Below are 23,947 nucleotides of genomic sequence, written 5' to 3'. Positions count from 1 at the left end.
TCGGAATAATCGGGCACAGATAAGGCAAGGAAATCAATATCGAGCACTTTTTCGAGCAGCGGCTGGATCCGACCGGATTCTCCGCCCGCTAGGGAAAGTGTTTTTTTATTTCCCGGATTCCATTAAGGGAACTCGTCGAAATTTCTAAGAAAATGTTAAAAACCTGGTCAACAGATTATTAAGCCTTTCCAGCGATAATGGGTGAAACGACCGCGAGAGTGTCGCTCGGTCAAGTGCCGAGCCAGGGAAAGGGGAAGCAGGATCAAATGAAAGTTGTCGCCTTTGAACGGGATCAAAAGAAGAGCAGCCCAAAGATCGTTCTCCTTCTGCTTCTGGCCGTCGTCGGCCTGGGGGCTTTCCTGCGAATGGACTTCGTGCTGTCGGTCAGCCACAAGGTCAGCCACGACACGGTCAACTATGACATCATGGTCAGGCAGCTGCTGGATAAGGGAATCTACGCCTACAAGAGCGGGGAGTCCAATGCTCAGGTTACTCCGGGATATCCGCTCTTCATGGCGGCTGTATACAAGGCGGTGGACTACCGCGTTCACGATCCTTATCCGTGGATCCGCTGCATTCAAGCGCTGCTGAGCACGGCGATGCTCGTGCTTATGTACCGGCTCGGCTCGATGCTGGCAGGAAGATGGGCCGGCTTGCTGGCCGCTTTCCTGGGTGCCGTGTACCCCGCCTTCATTTGGACGACGGGAGGCATCCTGACGGAGACGCTGGCCGCTTTTCTATTGGTGCTTTACGTCTATGTCCAGCTTCTCGCTTACCGGACACAGCGGAAGCTGCCGATGCTGCTGGCCGGGGCTTCGCTTGGACTCGCCGTATTGACTCGGCCGGAGTTTTTGCCGCTGTTCGTCCTTGTCCACCTGCTCTTCCTGCTGTGGAGCCGAAAGTGGAAGCAGACGCTGCTTCAATTCGTCATCTGCGGTGCCGGGCTGGCGCTCGTGCTTGCTCCATGGGTCGTACGCAATGCTGTCGCGCTGCATGAGCTCGTTGTCGCCTCCACCCAGGTAAATCCGTTCGCGGCCGGAACCTATCCGGACAAGAACTACGAGGACGGACTCGTGGACAGGCATGGCAAAACGCAGATGGAGGTAGCAAAGGAACGGCTTCGCATCGGATTCACGGAGCATGCACGGACCTATGTGAAGTGGTATACCGTCGGCAAGCTCAAGTACACCTACGGCCGGATGTTCTATGGAAGCGGACATACGCCGTTGTACCCCGTCATGCCGGCTGCGATGCGGTATGTCTATCATCTGGCGATCATCTGGGCCGGGGTGCTGGCCGGCGCCGCGATGGTGATCGGCCGCAGCTGGAGGCATCCCGCGGCGCTGCCTGCCCTCCTGCTCGCCGCGATGTCGGCGCTCCGGCTGCTGTTTGTCCCGGAGTACCGGTACAACTTTACGGCGATGCCGTTTTTTATCGTGTTCGACAGCGCAGCGGCTGTCATGGCCGTCCAAGCCCTGCGCCGCCGGCAGGACAATCGGATGAACAAGCCGCATGGCAAAGGAGGGATTGACGATGGAAAGACGGCAGGCGCATGAGTCCAAAAAGAAAGCGGACGTGCTGGTCATCGTCCCGGCCTACAACGAGGCTGCCGGGATCAGGGGCACGATCGAGTCCATCCGGCGGCTGGCCCCTTATGCCGACATCGTCGTCGTCAACGACGGCTCCGCGGACGACACCGGCTGCCAAGCCGAGATGGAGGGCGTGCCGGTGCTGAATCTCGGCTGCAACCTCGGCATCGGCGGGGCGGTGCAGTCGGGATACCGCTACGCGGAGGAGAACGGTTATGCCTATGCGGCGCAAATCGACGGCGATGGCCAGCACAACCCCGCCGACCTGGCCGCTCTGCTGCAAGCGATGAAGGAGCGGGGAGCCGATATGGTCGTCGGTTCCCGTTTCATCGAGAGAAGAGGCTTCCAATCCACCTTCGCCCGCAAGCTCGGCATCACCCTGCTTGCCCGCCTGGCATCGGCTCTGACGGGACAGCGGATCACCGATCCGACCTCGGGGTACCGTCTTTGCGGGCGCAGAGCCATTGCTTTATTCGCCCGGGAATATCCGGTGGACTACCCGGAGGTGGAGGCTCTTGTGCTTCTGGACAATCACCGCGGCTCCTTCATCGAGGTGCCGGTCGTCATGTCGGAGCGTCAGGGAGGCGTCTCCAGCATATCGGCGATGAAGTCGGCCTATTACATGGCCAAGGTCATCCTGGCCGTGCTCATGACCAAGACGAAAAAGAAGCGCGACTGGAGCATCGGATATGGGAACTGAATTTTATTGGATCAGCTTTGCAGTCAGTCTTGGCTTTGTATGCACCATCCTGCTGCTCATCCGCAGGCGCAAGCTGCGGGAGCAGTATGCCATGCTGTGGCTGCTGCTGGGGACGGGGATGACGGCGCTCTCCCTGTTTCCCGGACTGCTCGACGGCCTCGCGGAACGGATTCATGTCGTGTACGCTCCTTCCTTGCTGTACTTCATCGGACTCATGGGGGTTCTGTTCCTGCTTCTGCATATGACGATGGCCCTCTCAGCCCTGACCCAGAAAACGATCACCTTGACCCAATCGGCCGCGCTCCGGCAGGAGCAGGTCAGGCGGCTGGAGCGGCGGGTGGAGGAGCTGGAAGGGGCTATGCAGCATCCCGCACAAAAGGAGATGACGTGATGGCCTACCTGCTGCTTCTCTTCAACATCCTGTGTCTGGTTGCGGGACAGACGATCTGGAAGCTCGGACTGGATCGGACCGGAGGGCTGGGAACGGACAATCTCCTTCAGGTTCTGTTGTCTCCGCTTATCCTCGCGGGCATCGCCCTCTACGGCATCGCCACGGTTCTGTGGCTGGCCGTGCTGTCGAGGCTTCCCCTCAGCGCAGCTTATCCGCTGCAAAGTCTGGCCTATGTGCTCGGCCTCCTGCTGGCATGGCGGCTGTTCGGGGAGGCCGTTCCGCCGAACAGATGGATCGGATGCGGCATTATCGTGGCCGGCGTCCTGGTGATCGGCGTCAAGTAAACCAAAGGAGTTGTGGATTTGAAAGGGAAAATGATGTTCTTGGCCTTTGCGCTGGCCGCGTCCGTACCGGTTCCGGCCGAGACGCCTGCGGCATCCGCAGCATATGCAGCAGCATCAGGAGCTGCGTCCGAGCTCGGCATAACGGCCGACGGATCGAGGGCGTCGGAGGCAGCGCCGCCGACCGCTCCTTCAGGCGAAGGAGCGTCGGCAAGCGCGGCGCCGAATCCGGCCGCTGCCGCCGAGTTATCGCCGGGAGCGGCGTTGCCGAGCCCATCCTCAGATGCTTCCCCGCCAAGCGAGTCTCCAACGAGCAACGCCTCGCCAAGCATGCCCGTCCCGCCATCCGGCGATCTGCTGCTGTACATGAACAGCGCCCGCATGGAGCAGGGAAGCAAGGCCTACACGGCAGCCAGGCCGCTCGCCGTCAAAGCCGGAGTCTCCTATGGAAGCCTGCGCTCGCTGGCGGAACGTCTCGGCTTCAGCGTCGCGTACGTCCCCGCCAAGAAGGAGACCGTCGTCCGCAAGGCGGGGCTGGAGGCCCGTTTCACGAACAAGAGCAAGTATTATACGGCCAGCGGCATCCGGACGCTGATGAAAGGGGCGGCTTATACGGACAAAGGCGTCTTCATGGTGCCGCTCACCTCGATCACAGCCGCGCTGCAAATTCCTTACACGGTCGATCAGCGCTCGCATACAATTACACTCAAGCAGGCTGCCGAACCGGCGGCATCGTTTACCGTTCAAGCTGGCGACATTATCGCCGGCGAAACCCGGGTTCAATACAAGGCGCGAGCCTCTTCCCCGTCCAATCTCCAGATCGTGCAGGAAAAATGGGAAGGACGCCAGGAGGTGTTCGCAGAGCCGGGCATTTATCCCGTCACCTATCAGGTTCAGGATACCGCGGGGAGATGGAGCAAGCCCTATACCCTTTCCATAACCGTAACAAGCCCCAACATTCCTCCTGTGGCGATGTTCAGCACCGACAAGAAGGAGTACCGCATGGGAGAGCCGGTCGTCATTGCCGACGAAAGCACCGATGAAGAAAATGCCATCACGGACCGCCAGTGGACGGGGAAGCAGGCGGCTTACTTCCGGCCCGGCCCAGTGACAGTGTCGCTGACGGTGACCGACAAGCATGGAGCTGCCGCCGCATTTTCGCAGGAAATCCTGATTACGGACGAAACGCTGTATGCCGAGGATGAGTTCAACCGCCTGTTCACGCCCGTCGGCTCCAATTTTCCCATCGACGGAACGTCCGTGAAGAACATGGAGCTGCTGCCTTTTACATACGATACCGAGCCCTATACGCTCTTCCGCTCTACCGGTCCGGAATCCATCCGGGAGGAAGGGGTACTGTACCAGGACGTCATCGACGGCCCCGCAAGGATTCTGCTTCACCACAAAAACACAACGGGACCCAAGCTGAAAATCTACATGCTCGCAAGCAATCCGAACCCTCGGCCGGCAACGCTCTTCATCGAAAGCTCCGGAATGGCAGGTCCGACTCCTTACGGCGAAATAGCGGGCCAGATGTCGCTGCAGCGCTACTTCGCTTCGATCGCATCCGGCTCTGCCGCGCGGGAGCTGGTGCTGGCTCCGGGCGAAACGCGCCTCCTGTTCCAGGAGATAGGCCAGAACGCCCTCAGCCAGGGCGATATCGTCACGTTCCAGGGAGAAGTGGCCAGCGACAGCGCCGTCAAGTACACCTCTCTGGTCGTCAAAGCGGATCGGGATCCTCTGACCGCTCTACCCAGCCTGCCGTTTCTGGATCCGAACCAGTCGATCGTCAGAGGGACCTTTGCAGATTCCACCCGGATATTCGATTATGCGCCTGTCGTGGGGACGACCCCTGCCAGGATCTATCTGAGCGACAATAATGCCGATCCCTTCCAGACCGGCTATGACGGCATCAAAGGGACGCCGGCGACGAACTCCGGCAATTACGGAGTGCTGTACAAGATCGTTCTGGAGCGCGTGGCTCCCCATACGCTGCTGACCTTCAATCCGCGCGGAGGCCTGTTCCGCGGCTCGGCGCTGGTCAACGGCTCGGTCGTCACGTTCTCCCATCTGGGAGCGGCCTCTGCAACCGATCAGAACAGCGTTCTCTACCGGACGGGAGCAGGCGAGGAATCCGTAGAGATCCGGATCTCTCCAGCCGCCGGAAGCAATCTTCCGTTCTGCCTGCTGCTGTCGCCGCTGCCGTCCGTAAGGAGCTGAACCTTCAAGCCGAGAAGACGCGGAATCTATCCGCGTCTTTTTCTGCTCTCTTGAAGGAAGGCGGAAGCCGGTTCTAGAAGGAAAGGAGTGTCATATTTCCGGTTGTATTATTATTAATATAAACGTATAATGATTCAGGTATAAGAGGCCTGCGGCGGCCTCTCTCAGGAATCAGGGCGAGGAAGGGAAGTGCTGGATGATGGGGACAAAAACAAGAGCTGCCATTGTAGGCTCAACCGGCTACGGAGGCGTTGAGCTGATCCGGCTGCTTCAGGCGCATCCGTATGCGGAGGTCAGTTCGGTCATTTCCTCTTCCAGCGCCGGAACGCCGATTGCGGACGGGTACCCGCATTTGTCGGATATTTTCCCGGGGGTTCTGGATGGCGTAGACCCCAAAGAGATCAAGAGCAAGGCGGATGTCGTCTTCCTGGCCGCTCCGGCCGGAGTGGCGAGCCGGATGGCGCCCCAGCTGCTGGAGGAAGGACTGAAGGTCATCGACCTGTCGGGCGACTTCCGCCTGCCTCAGCCGGATGTATATGAGCATTGGTACGGCAAGCCGGCCGCCGATCCGGCCTACCTGGAGAAGGCGGTATTCGGCCTCTCGGAGATTTACGGAGAGCAGGTTCGCGGGGCGGAGCTGCTTTCCAATCCGGGCTGCTATCCGACGGCGACGCTGCTGGGCGCGGTGCCGGCCATCAAGGCGGGCTGGATCGATCCGTCCTCGCTGATCGTCGACGCCAAGAGCGGCGTATCCGGCGCGGGCAGGGGGGCGAGCCTAGGCACCCATTATTCGGAGCTGAACGAGAACTTCAAGGCCTACAAGGTCAACAAGCATCAGCATATCCCGGAAATCGAGCGCGTCCTGTCCGATGCGGCAGGCAGGGATATCGTCGCCACCTTCACGACCCATCTCGTTCCGATGACGCGGGGCATCATGGCGACGATGTACGCTTCGCTGGCGGAAGATCGGACCGAGCAGGAATTCATCGAGCTGTATCGGCAGTTCTATGAGGGCCGCCCTTTCGTGCGCATTCGGCCGGAAGGCGTCTTGCCGGCGACGAAGGAAGTCTCCGGCTCGAACTACTGCGACATCGGCTTTGCCGTTGACCGTCGCACAGGACGTGTGACGATCGTGTCGGTCATCGACAATCTCGTCAAAGGCGCAGCCGGCCAAGCAATCCAGAACCTCAACCTGATGATGGGCTGGGAAGAGAATGCCGGCCTGCAGTTCATCCCGATGTATCCTTAATTCCCTGGCGGAACCCCACTAGAAGGAGATGCGATTTACGCGATGACACAAGAGACAGCAGGCAAGCCGTTCACGATCGTCCAGGACGGCTCCGTTACGACACCGGCAGGCTTTCGGGCGGGCGGGCTTCACTGCGGACTGAAAAAGACGAGCCGCAACGATCTGGGAGCCATCGTATGCGAGGTTCCTGCGGCGGCTGCGGCGGTGTATACGACCAACAAGGTGCAGGCGGCCCCGATCAAGGTGACCCGGGAAAGCCTGGCGGCGGGAGGAAGGCTGCGCGCGCTGCTCGTGAACAGCGGCAACGCCAATGCCTGCACGGGCAAGCAGGGCGAGGCCGACGCGTACGAGATGCGCTCCGCCTTCGCGGCAGCGGCCGGGATTCCGGCCGAGCAGATCGCGGTAGCCTCTACCGGCGTCATCGGCGAGCTGCTCAAGATGGACCGCGTGCGCGAAGGCATCGGCCGCCTGCCGAAGCAGCTGGCGGGCGACGATCGGAGCGCGAATGAGTTCTGCCAGGCGATCCTCACGACCGATCTTGTGAAAAAATCGATCTGCGTCGCCGTCGAAGCGGGCGGAAGGACGATTCATGTGGCAGGCGCCGCCAAAGGCTCCGGCATGATCCATCCCAACATGGCCACGATGCTCGGCTTCGTCACGACGGACGCCAATATCGGCAGCGAGGCGCTCCAAAGCCTGTTGAGCTCCGCTACGGACCGCACCTTCAACATGATTACGGTGGACGGGGACACGAGCACCAACGACATGCTGGTCGCGATGGCGAGCGGGCTTGCCGGCGGCGAGGAGCTGACGCCGCTGCATCCGGATTGGAACTCGTTCGGCGATGCGCTGCGATATGTATGCGAGGTGCTGGCCAAGGCGATCGCCCGCGACGGCGAAGGCGCCACCAAGCTCGTCGAGGTCCGCGTCAGCGGAGCGCAGAGCGACCGGTCGGCGGCTGCCATCGCGAAGACGATCGTCGGCTCTTCGCTCGTAAAGTCGGCCGTCTTCGGCGCCGACGCCAACTGGGGCCGCATCATCGCGGCCGCAGGCCGGGCCGGCGAGCCGCTCGATCCGGACAGCGTCGATATTTCGCTCGGACCGATATTGACGCTCAAGGAATCCCGGCCGGTCGCCTTCGATGAAGAAGCGGCGCTGGAATACCTGAAGGGCGACACGGTGGAAATCATCGTCGATCTCCATATCGGCGGCGGCGCTGCCGTAGCCTGGGGCTGCGACCTGACCTATGACTACGTAAGGATCAATGCGGCTTACCGCACTTAACAGCAGAAACCGTCAACAGGCGAAAATATAAGCGGCATGAAGCTTCAACCGGCTTGAGCATAAGCGGCATGAAGCGGATGAAGGAGCATGAGGCAGATGGAACAGCGGTTTGTGATGAAATGCGGGGGAAGCACGCTTGCGGCTCTTCCCGCCGCGTTCTTCGAAGATCTCCGGCGCCTGCAGGAGCAGGGCGTGAAGCCGGTCATCGTGCATGGCGGCGGCCCCGCCATCTCCGGGACGCTGGAGAAGCTCGGCATCGAGACCGAGTTCGTCGACGGGCTCAGGCGGACGACGGAGGAAGTGCTCGACGTCGTCGAGATGGTGCTCTCGGGAACGATCAACAAGGAGATCGTCAGGCGCATCCAAGGCGCGGGAGCGCGGGCGCTCGGGCTCTCCGGCGTCGACGGCATGCTCATCCAGGCCAGGCCTGTCGGCAATGCCGGCAAGGTCGGCCATGTCGGCGAAGTGACGGACGTCAACGCGGAAATCATTGAAGGCGTGATGGGAATGGGCTATATCCCGGTCATCGCGCCGGTCGGCATCGATGCGGCCGGACAGCGCTACAACATCAATGCCGATACGGCGGCAGGAGCCGTCGCTTCCCATCTGGGCGTAGAACGGATGATCGTTGTGACCGACGTGCCGGGCATCATGCGCACCGTGGACGGAGCCAAGACGGTCCTGCCTCGCGTGAGCGCGGCGGAGATCGAGGAGATGATCGCCACCGGAGAAATCTACGGCGGCATGATTCCGAAGGTTCGCGCGGCTCTCGCCTGCCTGCACGGCAATGTCCGCGAGGTCGCCATTGTCAGCGGCACCGAGCCGGACATTCTCAGCCGGGCCGTCCTGGAGGGCGGCGTCGGCACGGTGATTGCAGGCTGAAGCAGGGATCAGGGATTAAGGACCAGGGAGCAGACTGCGAAAACGGAGGGCTCTTCCGATCGCTGTTGAAGACGGGAGCAGACTCCGAAAACGGAGGGCTCTTCCGATCGCTGTTGAAGCCCGGATTCCTTGAACTTACCCCATGAATGGGGGAATCCGGTCTTCAAATGCGAACGCTCCGCTTCTACAGAGCCCCTCCATCTTTCTTCGTCCTCCTGATGGAGGAAGTTCTGCCTCCTGAAGGCAGGCTCCTCCTCCCTTCAGCAGAGAGGAATTCCGCTTTGCGTAGCATGCCTGGAGCGGCAGCATAAGGCTGATCCGGAGCAATGCATCCGGGGCGGCCCTGGGGTTGAAGCCCGGAGCGGAGCATCCGGGGCGGCCCTTGGGGTTGAAGCCCGGAGCGAAGCATCCGGGAGGGCACCTTGGGGTGGAGCCCGGAGCGAAGCATCCGGGAGGGCACCTTGGGGTTGAAGCCCGGAGCGGAGCATCCAGGGCGGCCCTGGGGGTAAAGCCCGGAGTGGAGCACCCGGAAGGGCACTTTGGTTGAAGCCCGGAGCGGAGCATCCGGGGTGGCCCTTGGGGTTGAATCCCAGAGCGGAGCGGCCGGAATGGCCCTGGAGAAATGACAATGGTCGCCTTTGCCGTCGGATTTCAACCATTGAATCCATTTATTCAGGAAATCTGGCGGCAACAGCGATCGGAAGGGCCATCCGGCGGCGAAGCGATTTTAGGATTCAACGTAAGAGCCATCTGGCGGCGAAGCGATTCTAGGATTCAACGTACTAAGAGCCATCTGGCGGCGAAGCGATTCTAGGATTCAACGCACCAAGAGCCGTCCGGCGGCGAAGCGATTTTAGGATTCAACGTACTAAGAGCCATCCGGCACCGAAGCGATTCTAGGATTCAACGCACCAAGAGCCGTCCGGCGGCGGAGCGACTCCAGGATTCAACGCACCAACAGCCATCCGGCTGCGAGTCCATATAACGATAGGGAGAGGTGGATCTGCAATGAGCAACAGCGCACTGTTTCCAACCTACGCAAGATATCCGATCGCGCTCGTCAAAGGCGAGGGAAGCTGGCTATGGGACGATACTGGCAAGAAATATCTCGATTTCATGAGCGGCCTCGCCGTCACGAACCTCGGCCACGCGCCGAAAGTGATCAAGGACGCGCTCGTGAAGCAGCTCGATGAAGTCTGGCATGTATCGAATCTGTTCCATATTCCGGGGCAGGAAGCGGCAGCGGAGCTGCTCGTGCAGCATACATGCGCGGATGCGGTCTTCTTCTGCAACTCCGGAGCGGAGGCGAACGAAGGCGCGATCAAGCTGGCCCGCCGGTACTTCCAGAAGATCAAGGGAGAGCACCGGTACGAGATCATCACCTTCTCCCAGTCCTTCCATGGACGGACGCTCGCAACGCTGACCGCAACGGGCCAGGACAAGGTCAAGGAGGGCTATCTGCCGCTGCCGGAAGGCTTCGTCACCGTGCCGATGGACGATCTCGACGCGCTCAAGGCTGCCGTGAGCGAGCGGACCGCCGCGATCATGCTGGAGCTTGTCCAGGCCGAGGGCGGCGTCCTGCCTGTCCGGGCGGAGTTCCTGCACGACATCGTCAAGCTGTGCAAGGATAACGGCATTCTGCTGATTGTCGACGAGGTGCAGACCGGCATGGGACGCACGGGCAAGCTGTTCGCCCATGAGCATTACGGCGTGCAGCCGGATATTTTCACCTCGGCAAAAGGGCTCGGAAGCGGCTTTCCGGTAGGCGCCGTCCTGGCGAAGGAATTCCTCCGCGAAGCGTTCACACCGGGCTCCCACGCGACGACCTTCGGGGGAACGCCGATCGCTTCCGCCGTCGTCAAGGCGACGGTCGAGGAAATCGCCGGCAACCGGGTGTATGACCGCGCGGCAGGCGCGGCCAGCTACCTGACCGGCCAGCTGCGCGAGAAGCTCGCCGGCAATCCTTGGGTGACGCAGATCCGCGGGCTCGGCCTGCTGATCGGCATCGAATGCGCAGGTCCGGTCGCCGACGTGATCGCGACGATCCACGAGCGCGGACTGCTGGTCGTGCCCGCCGGCCCGACCGTCATCCGCCTGCTGCCGAATCTGCTCGTCTCCAATGACGAGATCGATCAGGCTGTCGGCATCATCGCCGCCGTCCTCAAGGAGAAGACGGTCACGGCATCCCAGAACTAAACATCCCAAACCTAATTGGGGTGTAGGTTCCCGATCTCCACGAATCCAAGCGCCGCCGGACGACCGGCGGCGAGCATAGAAAGAGCAGGTGTTCCATTAATGCAGCAACCTCTTATTTTGGCCGGAGCCCGCAGCGAGGAGCTGGCGGCAGGCCTCAAAGGGCGCGATTTTCTCGCGCTGGCGGACTACACGCCGGAGGAGCTCCGCTACCTCATCGAGCTGGCGATCGAGTTGAAGCGCGTCCAGAAATCCGGAGAGGCCTATCACCCGCTCAAGGGCAAAACCCTCGGCATGATTTTTGAAAAGGCGTCCACCCGGACGCGGGTCAGCTTTGAAGTCGGCATGTACCAGCTCGGCGGACAGGCGCTGTTCCTCAGCGGCAACGATCTGCAGATCGGACGCGGCGAGCCGATCTCGGACACGGCGCAGGTGCTGTCCCGTTATCTGGACGGCATCATGATCCGCACGTTCGCCCACCGCACCGTCATCGAGCTGGCGCGCGCTTCCACCGTCCCGGTCATCAACGGCCTGACGGATTCCGAGCACCCTTGCCAGGTCATGGCCGATTACCAGACCGTCCTCGAGCACAAAGGCAAGCTGGAAGGGCTCAAGGTGGCCTATATCGGCGACGGCAACAATATGGCGCATTCGCTGCTCATGGGCGCAGCCAAGCTCGGCCTGCACATGAGCGTGGCGACTCCGGAAGGATACGAGCCGGATGCCGCTATCGTGAAGCAGACGCAAGCCGTCGCTTCCGGCACCGGGTCTGTGATCCACGTCTGCCGCGATCCGCGCGAAGCGATCGAGGGAGCGGACATCGTCTACACCGACGTGTGGGCGAGCATGGGTCAGGAGGCCGAGCAGGCGGAGCGCGAGCGGGCATTTGCCGGTTATCAGGTCAACGAGGACCTGACGAAGCATGCCAAGGCCGATTACCTGTTCATGCACTGCCTGCCCGCTCACCGCGGCGAGGAAGTGAGCGAGGGCGTCATCGACGGCAAACACTCCATCGTATTCGACGAGGCGGAGAACCGCCTGCACGCGCAGAAAGCGATTATGGCCGCTCTCATGTAGAGGCGGCTCCGACGAAATCGAACGATCGGGGCCTGCCCGAGGGCAAGGGGCTACCGGACGGGACAAGGAAAGGAAGATAAAAGCGATATGGCAAAGGAAAAGATCGTGCTCGCCTATTCAGGCGGCCTGGATACATCCGTCATCCTGAAGTGGCTCAAGGAAACGTATGACGCGGAAATCATCGCCTTTACGGCCGACATCGGCCAGAAGGAAGAACTCGACGGACTGGAGGAAAAGGCTCTGGCGACGGGAGCTTCCAAGGTCTATATCGACGACCTGCAGGACGAGTTCGCCAAGGACTTCATCTATCCGATGTTCCAGTCCGGAGCTCTCTACGAGGGGCAGTACCTGCTCGGAACGTCCATCGCGCGGCCGCTGATCGCCAAGCGAATGGTCGACATCGCCCGCGCCGAAGGTGCGACCGCGATCGCCCACGGCGCAACGGGAAAAGGCAATGACCAGGTGCGCTTCGAGCTGACGGCCGCCGCGCTGGCGCCGGACATCAAGGTCATCGCGCCTTGGCGCAGCGAGGAATTCCGGGCGCAGTTCCCGGGACGCGCCGAGATGATCGCTTACGCCGAGAAGCATGGCATTCCGGTTCAGGCATCAGCCGCGAAGCCTTATTCCATGGACCGCAATCTGCTGCATATCAGCTTCGAGAGCGGCATGCTGGAGGATCCTTGGTTCGATCCGAGCTCGGAGGAGAACGAGGGCATGTACGTGCTCAGCGTGTCTCCGGAGCGCGCGCCGGACAAGGCCGAATACGTGGAGCTGACGTTCGACCAGGGCAATTGCACTGCAATCAACGGCGAAGAGCTGAGCCCGCTGCAGGTGATGGACAAGCTCAACGAGCTGGGCGGCAAGCACGGCATCGGCCGTGTCGACATGGTCGAGAACCGGTTCGTCGGCATGAAGAGCCGCGGCGTATACGAGACTCCGGGAGGCACGATCCTGTTCAGCGCCCACCGCAAAATGGAGTCGCTGACGATGGACCGCGATGTCATGCATCTGCGCGACTCGCTTATCGCCAAGTACGCGACGCTCGTCTACAACGGCTTCTGGTTCGCGCCGGAGCGGCTTGCGCTGCAGGCGCTCGTCAAGGAAAGCCAAAAGAACGTCAGCGGAACCGTCCGCCTCAAGCTGTACAAAGGCAATGTCATCGGCGCCGGCGTCAAAAGCCCGGTCAGCCTGTACAACCCGGATATCGCCACGATGGAGGCCGATCCGTCGCAGGCTTACGACCAAGGCGACGCGACAGGCTTCATCCGCCTGAACGCGCTGCGTCTGAAGGTATCCTCCGGCGTGGAGCAGAGCCGCCAGGGCTGATCCGGCATTGCGGATCCGGTTCGGACAGACGGGGCCGCAAGCGATTTGCCGAACTGAAGGCGGATTGCCGAACTGAAGGCGGTTTGATGAATCAAAAGTCTGATCGCAGCCGATCAAGGTGCCTGAGCCTTTGCGAGGCGGGCGATGAATCCAAAAAAAGCATAAGGGCTTGCTGCGCCGGTCCGGCGCGCAAGCCCGTTGTCATATCCGAAGGGGGAGCAGGGCGATGAGCAAACTGTGGGGCGGAAGGTTTACGAAGCAGACCGACCAGCTGGTCGAGGAATACACGGCGTCGATTACGTTCGACAAGGAATTGGCGGAGGAGGACGTGCGCGGCAGCCTGGCGCATGTGTCAATGCTCGGGAAGCAGGGCATCCTGCCTTCCGGGGACGTCGAGACGATCAAGGGCGGGCTGAGCCGCGTGCTGGAGCGCATCCGCAAGGGCGAGCTGGAGTACAGCGTCTCCGACGAAGATATCCATATGAACATTGAAAAAGCGCTGATCGAGGATATCGGCCCCGTCGGGGGCAAGCTGCATACCGGCCGCAGCCGCAACGACCAGGTGGCGACGGACATGCATCTGTACCTGCGCCGGCGCGTCGTCGAGTTCGTCGGCCTGCTGCGCAGCCTGCAGGAAGCGCTTATCGGCCAGGCCAAGGAGAACCTGGACACGATCTTGCCCGGCTACACGCATCTGCAGCGCGCCCAGCCGATTCTGTTCGCCCACCATCTCATGGCCTACGTCAGCATGTTCGGGCGCGACGCCGAGCGGCTGCAGGACAGCTACAAGCGCATCGACACGCTGCCGCTCGGAGCCGGCGCGCTGGCGGGAACGACGTTCCCGATCGACCGCCATTACGTCGCGGAGCAGCTCGGCTTCGGCCGCGTATACGAGAACAGCCTGGACGCGGTCAGCGACCGCGATTTCATCCTGGAGTTCCTCTCCCATGCCTCCATGATCATGATGCATCTGTCCCGCCTGTCGGAGGAGCTGATCCTCTGGTCGAGCACGGAGTTCCGGTTCGTGGAGCTGGACGATGCCTTCTGCACGGGCAGCAGCATCATGCCGCAGAAGAAAAATCCGGACGTGCCGGAGCTTGTGCGGGGCAAGACGGGCCGCGTGTACGGCAACCTTACGGGCCTTCTGACGGTGCTGAAGTCGCTGCCGCTCGCCTACAACAAGGATATGCAGGAGGACAAGGAAGGCATGTTCGACACCGTCAAGACGCTCTCCGGCGCGCTGCGCCTGTTCGCTCCGATGATCGCGACGATGAAGGTGAACGGCGGGCAGATGCGCGAGGCCGTCAACAAGGACTTCTCCAACGCGACCGATATCGCCGATTTCCTTGTCGGCAAAGGACTGCCTTTCCGCCAAGCGCATGAGGTGATCGGCAAGACGGTGCTGTACTGCATCGAGAACGGCAAATTCCTGCTGGACCTTACGCTGGATGAATTCAAGGGGTTCTCGGAGCTGTTCGACGAGCGCATCTACGAGGTGCTGCAGCCGGAGACGGTCGTCAATGCGCGCAACGTCTACGGCGGCACGGCCCGTCCGCAGGTCGAAGCCGCCATCGGGCGTGCGGAAGCCGCGCTCGCGGAGACGGCAGGCTGGGTAGAGGCGTATTCCGCCAAGCAGAACTAGCAGGCAGCATGCCTGCGCGGCTCCGCAAGCGATGCCTTGCGATTGAGCGAAAGGAAGAGGGCTCTGTCCGCCATGCGCGGACGGGGCTTTTTGCCGCTTCAGGACAAACCATCGTCCGGCTAGGGGTAGAGAAGAGAGCGCACGGCAGGCTCGGCGGAGGACAGGGAGAAAGCAAGGATAGGAAAGGGCGGGGATAGAGAGGACTATAGATGGAGGTATTTGGGGTGAAATAGAGGGGGAAAGAGGGGGGCGGCAAGGGAAGGATCGGATAGAGAGGATAGAAAAGGAGAGGGGAAGAGTTCCGGTGCAGCGGCAGGGTGGATTTTGGGGATTGAATTCTTTATCATCTATACCAAAGGCAGGCTTTGTCCGTACCGTACTCACGCCCCGTTCGAGAAAGAGGTGACGTTCATGCAGCTGCTGGCCATATTTTCGATGCTCATCGACCATATCGGTATCATTTTTTTTCCCGACTCCACAGCCTGGCGCATCGTCGGGCGGATCGCATTTCCCATTTACGCCTATGGAATCGCCGTCGGCTGCCTGATGACCCGCTCCCGAAAACGGTACATCGGCAGGCTCGCGCTGCTCGCGGCCATCGCGCAGGTTCCTTACATGCTTGCGTTCGGTACGAACCATTACAACGTCATCTTTACTCTGCTCGCCGCGGCGCTTGTCATCTTCGCTCTCGACGGCCTGCTTGAGTGGAGCGCACGCCCCGACAGCCATTCCGACGCCGAACGCAGCGGCTCAAGCAAAGGCCGGCGCATTGCCGGGGGGACTGCCGCGGCCTTGCTGGTGGCAGCGGCCTGCATCCTCATGCAGGAGCTTCCTTTCGACTACAATGCCTACGGCTTGCTGCTGATCCTGATCTTCCGGTATGCAGGCCGGAAGAGGATGGTGATGCTCCATCTGCTGTTGAACGCAGCGATCATCGCCGCATACGGATCATCGTGGGCGCTTCAGCTGTTCAGCATCGCCCCGACGCTGCTGCTCGCCTATGGAGAAGATCTGCGGAATGGGCTCGACAAGCTGAAAGTTCCGCGCTGGCTGTGGAGATCGTTCTATCCCGCCCATCTGGCCGCTCTGGCGGTATTGGACTTCATGCTTCGCGGCTGAGCTTTCGAGCGCCTAAAGGGCATCCGGGCGCCAAAGGGCTCTGGAGCACTAAAAAGCTCCGGAGCAAAGCGAAGTGAAGCAGGTTCGACCACGAATCCGTTGAGCGCTCTTTTTTCACGGAAAATGGGGGGCTTTGAAGTCTGCGGCTGGATGCAGCCGGTATGGTTCAAGCAAAAAAGAGCGCCTGGCGTCGACGGACGCAGGTGCTCTTTTTGTTGGGGATCAGGCATACTCCGTTTTCCGTCCTTGCCGCAGGACAATTGCATCCCTATTGATGCGGGCTCGCTCCTGCTCCCTTGCATTAGGCGCTGAGCGTATTCAGCAAGCCGGTCAGCTCTTCGGCCGGAATCGGCTGGCTGAAAAAATACCCTTGGGCTTCATGGCATTGGCGCTGCAGCAAATACTGCAGCTGCTCGTCGGTCTCCACGCCTTCGGCGATGACCTTGAGCCCGAGGTTGTGGGCCATATTGATGATCGTATGGACGAGCGCTTCGTCCTTGGCATCCTGGAGGAGGTTGCGCGTGAAGGAGCGATCGATCTTGAGGCTGTCGATCGGGAACAGCTTCAGGTAGCTCAGCGAGGAATAGCCGGTGCCGAAGTCGTCGATCGACAGGCAGATGCCCATCGCCTTGAGCCTATGCATGATGGAGATCGCTTTCTGCGAGTTCTGGACGATGCTTTCGGTCAGCTCGAGCTCAAGGTATTGCGGATCCAGGCCGGTCGCCTCCAGCGTCGAGCTGACCATTTCGGCAAAATCGTTCTGCTGGAATTGGCGGGAGGAGATGTTGACGGCGATCCGAATCGGCTCGTAGCCCTCGTCCTGCCAGGCTTTGTTCTGGCGGCACGATTCCTGCAGCACCCATTCCCCAATGGGGATGATGAGGCCTGTTTCCTCGGCCAGCGGAATGAAGTCGGCCGGCGAAATAAGGCCCCACTGCGGATGCTGCCAGCGGACGAGCGCCTCGAGACCGACGATCATGCCGGACATGATATCGACCTGAGGCTGATAGTGGACCTTGAACTCGCCTCTCTGGAGACCTTTGCGCAGGCCGTGCTCCAGCTTCATCCTGCGGGTGACCGCTTCGTTCATTTCGGGCGTGTAGAACTGGAAGTGGTTCTTGCCCTGCTCCTTGACGCGGTACATGGCCGTATCGGCGTTCTGGATGAGCGTCTCCTGCGTCTGGCCGTCGCCGGGGTACACGCTGATTCCGATGGAAGGAGTGACGAACATTTCGTTCCCGGAGATCAGGATCGGCTTGGCGAAGCTTTTGACGATGAGGAGGGCTTTGCGGCTGATCTCGTCCGAGGTCGTGCCCGGCAGCAGGATGATGAATTCGTCGCCTCCCAGGCGCGATACGGTGTCGCCGCTGTCGATGCAGTCCCGCAGCCGCTTCGATACCTGGATGAGCAGCAGATCGCCCGTGGAGTGGCCGAGCGTGTCGTTGACATACTTGAACCGGTCCAGGTCGATGAACAGGATGCCGACCTGCTGGGCGGTCTCCTTGGCGAATTCAAGCGATTGCTTGAGCCGGTCTCCGAGCAGCAGGCGATTGGGCAATCCGGTGAGAGCGTCTAGATACACCATCTGATTGATTTTCTGTTCGGCTTTTTTTCGCTCGGTGATGTCCCGGATAATGCTGCTGAAGTACTTCTCTCCGTCTTCGGTCCATGATGCCAGGGACATTTCGATCGGGAACTCCACTCCGTCCTTGCCCAGCCCGGACAGCTCCAGGACGCTTCCGGACCCGTCGGGAGCAAGCGGGGAAGCATAGGGCTCGATCTCCTTGCGGTGCTCGTCGCGCAGGCGGTCCGGAATGATCATCTCCAGCGGCTTGCCGGCCGCCTCGGCTTCGGAGTAGCCGAAGATGCGCTGGGCTCCCTTGTTCCAGGACTGGATGATCGTCCGGCTGTCGGCGAGGATGATGGCGTCGCTGGCCGATTCGATGACGGATTTGAATTTGCGTTCGGACTCCAACGACTGGGATTCGAAGCGCCGGTTCAAATAGGTGCTGATGAAGACGAGGCCCAGGATGACGAGCATGCCGATGAAAATCGCATAGGCGAGCAGCGTGTTGTCCAGCGAGGAGTCGTGGCCGGCTGGGGCTCCGCCTATATGGTGGAAGGAAGCGGCAGCCATGCCCGTATAGTGCATGCCGGCGACAGCCAGGCCCATCAAGACCGCTCCGGCGGACTTGAATTTCCAGACGCCGGAAGTGCCGGAGCGCTGCTTGATGGCGAAGATCAGATGGAGGGCGGCGAGGGAAGCCAGGACGGCGATGGCGCATGATGCCGCTACCAGAGGGGTGTTGTAGGTCACATGCGCCTCTACGACTAAGGCCTTCATGCCGGTATAATGCATGGAAACGATTCCGGCGCCCATCAGCACGGCGCCCGAGCATGAGCGCAGCATAGGAAGAGACGAGCCGCTGACGGTGAGCAAGGCAAGGCCGGAGGCGAATATCGCCGGTACGATGGATACCAGGACCAGCATCGGATGGTAGGTGACCCGGACGGGCAGATGCATGGCCAGCATGGCGACGAAATGCATCGACCAGATGCCGAGCCCCATCGCGACGGCTCCGGAGAGGGTCCAGATGTAGCGCGTGCGCTTTCTGGCCTTGTCGATCAATATGGCAAGATCAAGAACCGTGAACGATGAAATCACGGCGATCAGGATGGATAGGGCAGCAAGCGGCATGTTATAGGAGCTGTGAAGGATAGGCATCGGCGGTTAATCTCCTTAGACAATCGGCGGACGGCGGCAAGCCGGTTTCCTTTTTTGTATATAACGGCAAAATGCACATGGTTGGTAAGCTTTTTTGTAGGAAGGGAAAAAAATTCTTCGGTGTTTCAACAATGAGAGAAACGGGTATAGAAAAAGTTGCCATTCTCTTTTCGGTTCTATTTGGAAAAAGACTATGCTTATCGAAATGAAAATCATTGGGGTGGACTGGCCTCTTGGCCGAGGCTGGATTATAGGATTAGGAGCGGGTAAGGGTGGAATGCTCAAGCTGCAGGATGGAACCATTGGGAATCGAGCTTCGCTGCGGAGGCGAGGAAAGTCTGCTCGCGGTCCGCGAAGCGGCGGATCAACTGCGCAATCAAGGAAAGGACGCGGTTTTCGAGGACAATATACTGAGGATATCGGAAGCGGATTTGCCGGGCATGCTTGATTTTTGCCGGGACCATGCCGATACGGAGGCGATCGCCTTCCGCATTGCTGCCGGGGGAGGGTGGAGATCGCTGGCCGAAGCCGGCTCGATCGCCGGCACGAAGTGGGTCGACGACCTGATCCGCGAAGAGCGGATCAGCTGCCATATCCAGCCGATCGTCAACGGGAACGGGGAGCTGTACGCCTATGAGTTCCTGGCGAGATTCATCCGGGAGGACGGAACCTTGATCTACCCGGGCGAAATGTTCCAGGCGGCCCGGGAGCGGGGGCGCCTGTACGCGCTGGACAAGGCTTGCCGCATGGCTGCGGTCAGACATGCGGCTCCTTTGAAGACCAGGGCCTTCATCAATTTTGTCCCGACGGCCATCTATGCTCCCGAATATTGCCTTCGGACGACCGTGAATCTCGCCGCGAAGCTTGGAGCGGATCCTTCCTTGCTCGTCTTCGAGGTGGTCGAGACGGACAAGGTCGAGGATACGGAGCATTTGAAGCGGATTATGGCCTACTACCGCGAGCGGGGATTCCGGTGCGCGCTGGACGATACGGGGGCGGGATACAGCACCGAAGAGCTGCTGGCGGAGCTGAGTCCCCATTACATGAAGCTGGACATGCAGCATGTGCAGGGCGTCGCGCGGGACGCGGACAAGCAGCGCTCCGCGCTGTCCTTTCTGGAAGCGGCCTTGCGGGTCGGAGCGGTCCCGCTTGCGGAAGGAATCGAGCAGCAGGAGGATTTCGATTGGCTGAAGCTGCAGGGCTATCAGCTGTTCCAGGGCTACCTGTTCGGCAGGCCGGCTCCGGTGGACCGATATTATCCCGGCCGCAGCGATGCTGCTGCTGCGGTCATCGCTTGAAGACGCGGGAATTCGGCCCTCGCAGCAGCCATCGGCTGAAGAAGCCATATTCAGACCCCATAACGGCAAAGTTTGAAAGCGGCGGAGATCGGAGCTTGCATCGGCCCAGCCCCCTGCCATGAAATGAAAACGGTACAGCCTTGTCCGCCGTCATTGCTGATGGCGGGGAGCATGGCTTCGGCTGCTACCGCAGCAGCCGGATGCCGTCCTCCAGCAAGCCCGCCGACGAGCCTTCAGGGCCCGTGCCGCCCATGGCCGGACCGGAGTCCGCGCCGCCGGGGGAGGGCGACGCCGCACGGCCCGGCTGCTGCCCGATGCCGACGATTTCCGGCTGGGCTTTGTACGTATCCCGCGAAATGCGGAGGCGCGACGTTTCTTTGCCTTTTACATAACGGATCCGGTACGTATCGACGACATAACCTTTTTTGCCCGGAGTCAAAACCTGGCTCTCGCCGGGAGCGAGCAGCGAGGTCGGCTTCAGCTGAACGGCCGGGGAGAGGGAGCGGACGGTCTCGGTGCGGATCTCATAGTTGACGTCGGGCGGGAGCGTGCCGTACAGCTTCACCGTCAGCTTCCCGTCGCCCGAGCTGGTCTGGATGAGAATATGCTTGCCGGTGGAATTACGGAAGCGGAAGTTGATGACGCCGTCGGCAAAGGTGGCGTCCCGCCCCAGAGGGAGATAGGAGACGGGAAGCGAATGGTTGCGCCGCTCCACGATGTCGAGGCCGGCCAGCAGCACGGCGTTGTAGAGCGTGCTGGACACTTGGCAGATGCCGCCCCCGATGCCGGGGGTGAGCTGGCCATTCAAGATGACGGGCGCTTCCCGGTAGCCGGTCTCGCGCTCCGTGATCCGGATGACCTCTCCATAATCAAAGACGTCGCCCGGCTTCATGAGCCATCCGTTCAACGTGCGGGCCGTCTCCGAGACGTTGAACGCCCTTCCCTGGGAGCTGGCGCTGTAGTCGGTGGTGAAGCTGGCGATCAGCCGGTCGATTCCTTCCTCCCGCAGCGACGCGAGCGTGACCTTGGGGAGCACGGCTTTCATTTGAAGCCTCCCCTCCAGAACGGGGCTGACGCCCAGCTGCTTCAGCAGCGCTTTGCCTTTGAGCCCTTTCAGGGAACGAGCCGAGGGCAGAAGCTCATTCTGAGGCTCTGAGGCGGCAATCCGGCCAAGCGCCGCCCAAGCACGGACCTGGCTGAACTGCCGGTCCAGGTCCAGATGGAGGACGCTCCGGCCCGGCGTGTACACGACGCGATCGTCCGCGCCAATCGTCCGCACCGCGTCGATGGGCTGCCGCTCGTCGTAGAAGCCCCATTTCCGGCGCAGCGCGGCATCGAACGCCGCGCGGCGCGACTCGAGCTTCGCCGGCAGCCGCTTGTCCCATTGCCAGCGGTATTTGGCCCGGCTCCATGCGGAGCCTGTGGCCAGCCGGCGGACCGAAGCCTCCGCTTCGTCCAGCCGGAGCCGGAACCCGAGCGTCCGCAGCGTCCAGGAGGCGCTGCGGGAAGCTTCAGCTTCAAGGCCGCCGGAAGCATTGGCCGTCAGGCCGCCGGATGCGTTGGCCGCGAGGCTGCCGGACGCACTGGCCGTCAGGCTGCCGGACGTCTCGGCCGCCAGGCTGCCGCCGCTTTCATTCGGAATAAGTCTTGCCGCAAAGCCCCCGCCGCCCGAGGCCGGGGGCTTGTCCGCGTCGAACGAGGCGAGGCCTCCTCCGTCCTGCAGGATGACCGCGCGGCCATCCATCGCTTCTCCGTAAGCTTGCAGCAGCCGCAGCGCCTCCTGCCTCGGCAATCCTCCGAGAGGCAATCCTCCCGCCTCGGTGCCGGAGGGCACAGTTGTTTTGGAGCCGTATATCCATAGAGCTCCCCATGCGGCGCAAGCGGCGAGCAGCAGGGCAAGGAGAATGATCAGCATCAGATGCAGCCTTTTCACGGGCAGTCCTCCCATCAGGCATCGTTCGTCATGTATATGCCCGGCCCGGGGCAATTAGTCTCTTCTCGCCTTCCTTTTCATGGTAAACTACCACTTAAAGCCTGTGAAAACAGGCCCCGGACGCCATAGGGAGGAACACCGATGATCAAGGTGCTGATTGCCGACGACAATTCATTCATCAGGGAAGGAATGCGCATCATCCTCGCCAGCTTCGGCGAGTTCGACATCGTCGCCGCGGTCGAGGACGGCCTGCAGGCCGTCGACTACTGCAAGGCGAATGAGGTGGACGTGGCGCTGCTGGACGTGCGGATGCCGAACATGAACGGGGTCGAAGCCGCCCGGCTCATCTCGGAGGGGTCGCAGGCGAAGCCGCTCATTCTGACGACTTTCGACGATGACGCCTATATTCTCGATGCGGTGCGCAGCGGCGCCAAGGGCTATCTGCTCAAGAACAACGATCCGGAGCAGATCGCGGCTGCGATCCGCAGCGTCCATGGCGGCCACAGCGTGCTGCAGGACGCGGTGCTGGAGAAGCTGAGAGCCGGCCTGGCCGCTCCCGCCGTCCCGGCGGCTCCGGAGCCGGCGATCGACCGCAGCCTGTTTACGGAGCGGGAGCTCGAAGTCATGGCCCAGATCGCGAAGGGGCTGTCCAACAAGGAAATTTCCCGCGAGCTGTTCATCTCCGAGGGCACGATCGCCAACTACATCACTTCCATTCTGAACAAGACAGCCCTGGAGCATCGGACGCAGATCGCGATCTACTACCTCACGGGCAAGCTTTCCTGACGCCATGCAGCTGTGGACGATGGGCAACAAGCTGCTTGCGCTGGCCTTCATCATGGCTTCAGCCTATTTCGCCGACGTGACCGCGGCGCATTCGTCGCTGCTCATGCTGCTCGCGCTTCTCTATATCGCGCTCAGCATGGCGGTCCGCCTGCTCGGCCCGATCAAAGCCAAAACCGGCGCCATTGGCTCGGTCATCCTGTTCCTGCTCGCCGCGAGCGCATACGGCAGCCCCTTGTTCGTGCTGCTGCTGCCTTTCAGCGCCTGCGAGCTGGCCTTTCTCCACGGAAGGCGGAGAGCCATGCTGCAGGCGGGATCGCTCCTGCCTCTGCTCTTTCTTCGGGACGGGCTGCTTGCCGGCTATATCTTCGTGGCCGTTGCGGCCTGGTTCCACTATCTGCTGTACTCGGCGCAGCTCATGAAGGCCATCGGCTTCGAGGAGGAGCTGGACCGGCTGCGCATGAAGCAGGAGAGGCTGGCCCGCCGCCTGAGCGACGGGCAGGAGCTGCAGCGTAGCTCCGAGTACACGCACAAGCTGGAGGAGCGCAACCGGCTGTCGCAGGAGATCCATGACGGCGTCGGCCACTCCATGACCGGCGCCCTCATCCAGATGGAGGCGGCGAAACGGCTTCTGGCGCGGGATCCGGAGCGGGCGGGGCAGCTGCTGGACAATGCGATCGGCATCTCCAAGGGGGCTATCGAGGAAATCCGGCTGACGCTGCATCGCCTCAAGCCGCCGACGGAGCAGCTCGGGATGAGCCGGCTGCGGGAGAAGGTCGAGAGCTTCGGGATGAGCAGCGGCCTGCAGGCCGGCGTCAGCGGGAACGGAGATTTGGAATCCATCGGACCTCTTTATTGGAAGATCATCCAGGACAACGTGACGGAATCGCTCACCAATGTTCTCAAATACAGCGGAGCGACGGCCGTCCATGTCGAGGTGAGCGTGCTGAAGCGCTACATCAAGGCGGTCGTGACGGACAACGGGCGGGGCAAGGACAAGATCGTCAAGGGGCTTGGACTCAAGGGCATGGAGGAGAGGGCCGCTTCGGTCGGAGGCACCGTCGTCGCGGACGGCAGCCGCGGCTTCAGCGTTACGACGCTGCTTCCGTACGGGGACAAGCCTGCGCAATAATGGAGGGATGCATGAAGAATTTCATGGTCCCCCGGACGGCTGCCCTCCGCATGAACATGAGAA

General features: G+C 61.3%; 18 protein-coding genes. 16 read left to right on the top strand and 2 right to left on the bottom strand.

The window, feature by feature from the left end; all coding sequences use genetic code 11:
• Window positions 1–266: 266 nt before the first annotated feature.
• The 13 genes from VE23_RS14375 to VE23_RS14315 all read left to right on the top strand — a co-directional run bounded on the left by VE23_RS14375 (window position 267) and on the right by VE23_RS14315 (window position 16,013).
• Window positions 267–1,556 carry an ArnT family glycosyltransferase gene (locus VE23_RS14375; RefSeq protein WP_049868348.1) on the top strand — a complete coding sequence of 430 codons (1,290 nt, stop codon included), beginning with the start codon at window positions 267–269 and terminating at the stop codon, window positions 1,554–1,556.
• Window positions 1,534–2,289, top strand: coding sequence for a glycosyltransferase family 2 protein (locus VE23_RS14370; RefSeq protein WP_048745181.1), 756 nt, complete (start codon window positions 1,534–1,536; stop codon window positions 2,287–2,289). Before VE23_RS14375 ends, VE23_RS14370 begins: the two co-directional genes overlap by 23 nt.
• Window positions 2,279–2,680: a DUF2304 domain-containing protein gene (locus tag VE23_RS14365; protein WP_049868347.1), complete on the top strand. Its 402-nt coding sequence runs from the start codon at window positions 2,279–2,281 to the stop codon at window positions 2,678–2,680. The genes VE23_RS14370 and VE23_RS14365 overlap by 11 nt, the downstream gene beginning before the upstream one ends.
• Window positions 2,680–3,024 carry an EamA family transporter gene (locus VE23_RS14360; protein WP_049868346.1) on the top strand — a complete coding sequence of 115 codons (345 nt, stop codon included), beginning with the start codon at window positions 2,680–2,682 and terminating at the stop codon, window positions 3,022–3,024. The genes VE23_RS14365 and VE23_RS14360 overlap by 1 nt, the downstream gene beginning before the upstream one ends.
• Window positions 3,025–3,042: 18 nt before the next feature.
• Entirely contained in the window at window positions 3,043–5,241 is a 2,199-nt protein-coding gene (locus tag VE23_RS14355) for a stalk domain-containing protein (RefSeq protein ID WP_049868345.1), read from the top strand.
• Window positions 5,242–5,440: 199 nt separating this feature from the next.
• Window positions 5,441–6,490 carry an N-acetyl-gamma-glutamyl-phosphate reductase gene (argC, locus tag VE23_RS14350; RefSeq protein ID WP_049869744.1) on the top strand — a complete coding sequence of 350 codons (1,050 nt, stop codon included), beginning with the start codon at window positions 5,441–5,443 and terminating at the stop codon, window positions 6,488–6,490.
• Window positions 6,491–6,532: 42 nt separating this feature from the next.
• The gene (gene argJ, locus VE23_RS14345; protein WP_049868344.1) at window positions 6,533–7,774 is read left to right on the top strand and encodes a bifunctional glutamate N-acetyltransferase/amino-acid acetyltransferase ArgJ; all 1,242 of its coding nucleotides are present in this window, start codon (window positions 6,533–6,535) and stop codon (window positions 7,772–7,774) included.
• A 96-nt stretch (window positions 7,775–7,870) separates the two neighbouring features.
• The gene (gene argB / locus VE23_RS14340) at window positions 7,871–8,656 is read left to right on the top strand and encodes an acetylglutamate kinase (protein ID WP_049868343.1); all 786 of its coding nucleotides are present in this window, start codon (window positions 7,871–7,873) and stop codon (window positions 8,654–8,656) included.
• A gap of 1,008 nt (window positions 8,657–9,664) precedes the next feature.
• On the top strand, window positions 9,665–10,852 hold the full coding sequence (locus tag VE23_RS14335; RefSeq protein ID WP_127508737.1) for an acetylornithine transaminase: 1,188 nt from the start codon (window positions 9,665–9,667) through the stop codon (window positions 10,850–10,852).
• 99 nt (window positions 10,853–10,951) lie between these two features.
• Window positions 10,952–11,926: an ornithine carbamoyltransferase gene (argF, locus tag VE23_RS14330; protein ID WP_048745187.1), complete on the top strand. Its 975-nt coding sequence runs from the start codon at window positions 10,952–10,954 to the stop codon at window positions 11,924–11,926.
• Window positions 11,927–12,013: 87 nt separating this feature from the next.
• The gene (locus VE23_RS14325; RefSeq protein WP_048745188.1) at window positions 12,014–13,252 is read left to right on the top strand and encodes an argininosuccinate synthase; all 1,239 of its coding nucleotides are present in this window, start codon (window positions 12,014–12,016) and stop codon (window positions 13,250–13,252) included.
• A 226-nt stretch (window positions 13,253–13,478) separates the two neighbouring features.
• Complete coding sequence (gene argH, locus VE23_RS14320; protein WP_049868342.1) at window positions 13,479–14,894, top strand: argininosuccinate lyase; 1,416 nt, start codon at window positions 13,479–13,481, stop codon at window positions 14,892–14,894.
• A 324-nt stretch (window positions 14,895–15,218) separates the two neighbouring features.
• Complete coding sequence (locus VE23_RS14315) at window positions 15,219–16,013, top strand: TraX family protein (RefSeq protein WP_232316948.1); 795 nt, start codon at window positions 15,219–15,221, stop codon at window positions 16,011–16,013.
• 301 nt (window positions 16,014–16,314) lie between these two features.
• Here VE23_RS14315 and VE23_RS14310 read toward each other — a convergent pair whose 3' ends face one another.
• Entirely contained in the window at window positions 16,315–18,738 is a 2,424-nt protein-coding gene (locus VE23_RS14310; RefSeq protein WP_021881073.1) for a bifunctional diguanylate cyclase/phosphodiesterase, read from the bottom strand.
• Between the two features lie 293 nt (window positions 18,739–19,031).
• On the opposite strand from VE23_RS14310, the gene VE23_RS14305 reads away from it, so the two are divergent.
• A complete protein-coding gene (locus VE23_RS14305) occupies window positions 19,032–20,036 on the top strand; it encodes an EAL domain-containing protein (protein WP_127508734.1) in 1,005 nt (334 codons plus the stop codon).
• A 184-nt stretch (window positions 20,037–20,220) separates the two neighbouring features.
• On the opposite strand, the gene VE23_RS14300 is transcribed toward VE23_RS14305, so the two are convergent.
• A complete protein-coding gene (locus tag VE23_RS14300; protein ID WP_049868341.1) occupies window positions 20,221–21,969 on the bottom strand; it encodes a VanW family protein in 1,749 nt (582 codons plus the stop codon).
• Between the two features lie 141 nt (window positions 21,970–22,110).
• Here VE23_RS14300 and VE23_RS14295 point away from each other — a divergent pair, with 141 nt between their 5' ends.
• Window positions 22,111–22,755, top strand: coding sequence for a response regulator transcription factor (locus VE23_RS14295; protein WP_049868340.1), 645 nt, complete (start codon window positions 22,111–22,113; stop codon window positions 22,753–22,755).
• 4 nt (window positions 22,756–22,759) lie between these two features.
• A complete protein-coding gene (locus VE23_RS14290) occupies window positions 22,760–23,884 on the top strand; it encodes a sensor histidine kinase (protein WP_049868339.1) in 1,125 nt (374 codons plus the stop codon).
• Window positions 23,885–23,947 lie beyond the last annotated feature (63 nt).

Source organism: Paenibacillus sp. D9, from assembly GCF_001188365.1.
Taxonomy (GTDB): domain Bacteria; phylum Bacillota; class Bacilli; order Paenibacillales; family Paenibacillaceae; genus Paenibacillus_O; species Paenibacillus_O humicus.
This window is presented reverse-complemented; position numbering and strand designations above follow the sequence as displayed.